Annotated in this window: 2 protein-coding genes; both read left to right on the top strand. The window is 38.6% G+C overall.

Going from position 1 to position 5,201, the window contains the following annotated elements; genetic code table 11:
- Positions 1-124: 124 nt before the first annotated feature.
- Entirely contained in the window at positions 125-3,607 is a 3,483-nt protein-coding gene (locus ABF281_RS02145) for an FG-GAP-like repeat-containing protein (protein ID WP_347180055.1), read from the top strand.
- A gap of 93 nt (positions 3,608-3,700) precedes the next feature.
- On the top strand, positions 3,701-4,921 hold the full coding sequence (locus ABF281_RS02140; RefSeq protein WP_347180054.1) for an ADP-ribosylglycohydrolase family protein: 1,221 nt from the start codon (positions 3,701-3,703) through the stop codon (positions 4,919-4,921).
- The last annotated feature ends 280 nt before the right edge of the window (positions 4,922-5,201 follow it).

Raw genomic sequence — 5,201 nt, 5'->3', positions numbered from 1 at the left:
TTTTTTTTTTGTTCCGTTCTATTGCATTAATTTTATGCTCTCTACCTGAATACCTATGCGAAGTATACTCCTTTTGATCTGTCTGTCGTTTTGTGTGAGTTCGTGCAATACAAAAAATCAGAAGTTGTTTAAATTCATTAGCCCTGAGCAATCAAGAATTACATTCAACAATACCCTAATCGAAAATGATTCCTTGAGTATTTTAGATAATGAATTCTTTTACAACGGTGCAGGTGTGGCCTTAGGCGACCTCAACAACGATGGATTACTCGATGTCTTTTTTACAGCTAATCAAGCAGATAACCAACTCTATCTTAACCGAGGAAATTTCCAGTTTTCAAACGAAAGCACAAGAGCTGGAATTCAAAAAAAGGATCCCTTAATCTGGTCTTCTGGAGTGAATTTGGTTGATGTCAATAAAGACGGCTGGTTAGATATTTATATCTGCAATACCCTAAGAACGACAGATTCCTTGAGAAACAATCTGCTCTACATCAATCAAGGTGTAAATGACAAGGGTATCCCAACGTTCATCGAGCAAGGAGAGGCATATGGACTCAATGACAACAGCTACTCCTCCCATGCTCAATTTTTTGATTTCGATAAGGACGGAGATCTCGACGTGTTTATAGGCGTGAATCGAATAGAAAATATTGATCCTAATGTATTTCAAAATCTACAGAGTGAAACTGCCATTTTAAGTGTAGATAAACTATATGAAAACAAAGGACCGAATGAATTCGGACATCCTTATTTTGAGGACATTTCAAAATCTGCAAATATCAATTTACACGGATTTAGTCACAGCACATTGGTTCACGATTTCAATCAGGACGGATGGCTTGATTTGTACGTCGCTAACGATTTTCTGAGTAATGATATTGTTTACCTAAACCAAGGAGACAAAACTTTTAAAAATGAAGCCCATTCCATGTTTAAACATTATAGTTTAAGCTCCATGGGAAGTGATTTAGGGGATGTAAATAATGACGGAAAACTCGATCTCTTTATTTCAGAAATGCAACCCTACTACAACAAAAGGAAAAAGCTTTTTCAAAAAGGAACCAGTTATACCAAAGAAATTTTAACCCGTAGATACAATTACGAATACCAATATCCAAGAAATGTCTTACAACTTAATCGTGGGAACGATCCCAATTCAGGGTTCCCATTATACAGTGAAATAGGTATGCGTGTTGGTGTTTCAGAAACGGATTGGAGCTGGGCTAGTCTTTTTGCCGACTTTGACAACAATGGATGGAGTGATTTGTTTATTGCAAATGGTTTTCCCAAAGACATTATTGATAAAGATTTCGGTGATTTTAGAGTAACTGCGAATCGACTAGTGAGTAGAGAACAAATTCTTGAAGCGATCCCTCAGATTAAAGTGGCAAATTTTGCCTATAAAAACTCCGGTAATCTAAATTTTGAAGATGCTTCTGAGGAATGGGGAATCGACTTTTCCTCCTATACCAATGGTGCAGCATATGGCGACTTAGATAACGACGGTGACCTTGACCTCCTTCTCAATAACATTAACGATACGGCAATCCTACTTGAAAATACTCTCTCTAACGAGAACGGCCAACATAATTACATTCGTTTTAATCTTATTGCAGAAGAGCCTAATCTCCAGCCCTTTGGTAGCGAGATCAGAATCTATAGCGGGAATGAAATCCAAACTAAAATCATGCTTTCGAGTAGGGGGTATCTTTCCCAACCTGAATCTACAATTCACTTTGGTTTAGGAAATAAAACTCAACTTGATTCTGTGGAAGTCAAATGGCTTGATGGTTCAATTCAAAAATGGACAGGGCTTGAGGTAAATCAAATACACAATTTAAAATATCAAAACGATCTTTTAAAACCCCCAGTTGAAAAAGAAAACAAACCCCTGTTTAGACCCGTGAATGCTGCACTTGGAATTACCTACCAAGATGTAGATGAAGACTTTATAGATTTTAATCTGCAAATAACGATCCCTTATAAACTATCTCAGAATGGACCCGCTCTTGCTGTAGGCGATCTGAATGGTGACGGTCTGGAAGATTTGCTGATCGGTGGAAGCCGTGGGAAAAAACAAACTCTTTTTTATCAAAGAAAAGAGGGCACCTTCACCAAAAACATACACTCCTTTAAAAGTCAAGAGCGGGATTTAGAAGAAGATGTTGCTCTTGCGTTATTCGATGTTGAAAACGACGGAGATTTGGATATTTATTTTGCACATGGTTCTGGGCAATTTTCCCCGAATTCATTTGCTTATGACGATACGCTATGGATAAATGATGGCAAAGGAAACTTTACCCAAGCAGCTATAAGCCTCCCCAATAGTGGAGAAAACAGTTCCTGTGTTAAGCCAGGTGATTTTGATGGTGATGGAGACCTTGACCTATTTATTGGGAATCGCGGAGTACCTGGACAGTATCCTGTGGCGAGTCGCTCCTATCTTTTAGAAAATAAAAGCACCTCAACAGAAATTGTCTTTACAGATGCATCTGATAAATTGAGTACCGGAGAAAACGCTTTAGGTTTGGTTACCGATGCCCTATGGACCGATTTTAATAATGATGGTTGGCAAGACCTCATCGTAACAGGAGATTGGATGCCTATTTTATTCTTTAAAAACCAAAAAGGCAACCTTGTTCAAATGGAACAGACTGGAATTGAATGGGCTTCAGGTTGGTGGAAAAGTATTGCTCCTTCAGATTTGGACAACGACGGTGATTTGGATTATATCGTTGGAAATTTCGGTAAAAACACCTTTTATAAAGCACAGCCTGATATGCCGATGACCATCCTCGCAAAAGATTTTGACCAAAACGGAAGTGTTGATCCCTTTATCTCCTTTTATGTAAAAGACAGTCTAAAAGTAAAGCGCAATTATTTATATCACCCCTGGGAAGATGTGATTAAGCAATTTCGAGCCCTGAGAAAGTTTTTTAACTCCTACAGTGCCTATGGACAAGCTACCGCATCTCAAATTTTTGAAAATCAGAACCTGACAAATGCACTAGTTAAAAAAAATACCTGGATGGAAAGTTCGTGGGTTGAAAACCTGGGCAACGATACCTTTAAGCTCCACGCGCTTCCCGATGAAGTTCAGTGGGCTCCAGTTTATGGAATATCCACTTTTGATCTCAATCAAGATGGTTATGAAGATATACTGATGGTTGGTAACGACTATGGAGTAGAAGTCAATCAAGGACGAATCGATGCACATCAGGGCATCGTTTTATACAACACCCAAAATAAAGCCTTTACTGCTCAAAATTTAGAGACAACCCATTTTATTGTAGCCGGTGACGGGAAAAGCTTGGTTCAAATGAATATACAGAAAGAACCCTATTTTATTGCCTCTCAAAACAACGATAGTCTAAAAGTTTTTAAACCGAATTTTGAAAAGAGGCCTCTAATGATTTCATGGGAAACTGGAGAAACAAATTGCCTGATATATTTGGGAAACCAAACCGTTCAAAAGAGAACGAAGCAGGACTCCAATACTTTTCAATCTCAGGGGACGAATCAATTTTGGGTTTCCCCTGAAACGAAAAAAATCGAGTTTTTCGATGCTCAACAAAAACGTATTCGAACGCAAATCATTCCCTAATTGTAAATCCAAATAATCGCAATGCCATCACTATTTAAATATTTACGTTTCTGGGGTTTGATCTTTATTTTTATTCAGTGTACTCGTGTCCCCATGAACAATACAACAATAGATCGCAAAATTTATAAAGATCAACTTGAAGGGTTTTGGTTAGCACAATGTATAGGAAATTGGACCGGGTTAATCACCGAAATGGATAAAATTGGCATTCCTGTGGAGGGTAAGGGAGAGGGATTCTATACCCGAGAAGACTGGGGAAAACCAGACCAACCCAACCTTTGGGGATCAAATAATTACAGTGAAACCATCGGGTTTTTATTTGCTGAAAAAGACAGTATTTGGGGAGCCGATGACGACACCGATATCGAATACATCTATCAAGATTTACTCTACCACAGTAACAACTTAGATCTCAGTGGATCTCAAATACGAGAAGCTTGGATCAATCACATTCATAAAGAAGAAGAGAATTTTTTATGGGTTTCCAATCAAAGAGCTTTTGACCTCATGAATGAGGGTATACTCCCCCCAGAAACAAGCGATCCAAAAAGAAATCCGTATTATGAGATGATTGATGCCCAGTTAACTACCGAAATCTTTGGTTTTTTTGCACCAACAAAGCCAAAAATAGCGCTAGAATTAGGGTCTTTAGCCGTACGAACTACGGCAAGAGAAAATGCTGCTTGGATAGCAGAATTTAATATAATCATGTATGCCTTAGCGTCCAAAAAAAGTCCTCACAGCCGTCTGAAAGATAAAACCATGTGGATGGCTCAAGAGGCCAGAAAACACCTTCCAGCGTCTTCCTATGCTGCTAAGATGTATGATTTTGTCTTGTCCTACTATCAGCAACAGATTCCCTGGGAACAAACTCGTGACGCATTGCATGAAAAATATCAAATTCGTCAAGAAGACGGTTACCAGTGGGCAACACTAGACAAAAGTTGTCACGGTTGTTTTGCAGCAGGAATAAATTTTGGGGCAAGTATGATTAGCCTTCTCTATGGTGAGGGTGATTTAAAAGAGACCATTAAAATTGGTGTTTTAGCAGGATGGGATTCAGATAATCCTACCGCTACATGGAGTGGGCTACTCGGGTTTATGATGGGGAAAAAAGAGGTTGAAAAAACATTTGGAAGGCCTTTATCCTCAAAATTTAATATACACCGTACCCGAAAGGGATTTCCCAATAATGGGATTGATACTTTTGAAAACATGGCAAATATGGGAATCTCTATAGTAGATCGTGTAGTGATTGAAAAAATGGGGGGCCATATCGATACTGAAAAGGATCGCTGGATTATCCCAAACTGAGTCTCCTTGAAACGCTTCAATCAATATTTTTAAGTTTCTTTCGTTTTAAAAGAATAGCTAGGCATATTAGGTGAAGAGGTTTTTATTTTTGTTTGTGGTATTCTTGACTCTTAGTACTCCCTTTCGGGGATTCGCTCAAGGGGGTGAGTTACTCATACAACAATATAACAGAGGTCCTCAATTAGATCGAAATTATTCAAAATGGTCTTTCAAAATAGGACCTCAACTGAGTCGACTTAACACAGACTTAGGCACAAGCTCCCCAACGATAACATTGGGG

The sequence above is a fragment of the Wenyingzhuangia sp. genome, from assembly GCF_039768515.1.
Classification (GTDB): domain Bacteria; phylum Bacteroidota; class Bacteroidia; order Flavobacteriales; family Flavobacteriaceae; genus Wenyingzhuangia.
Note: the sequence above shows the minus strand (reverse complement) of the source record. Positions and strands in the feature narration are given on the sequence as shown.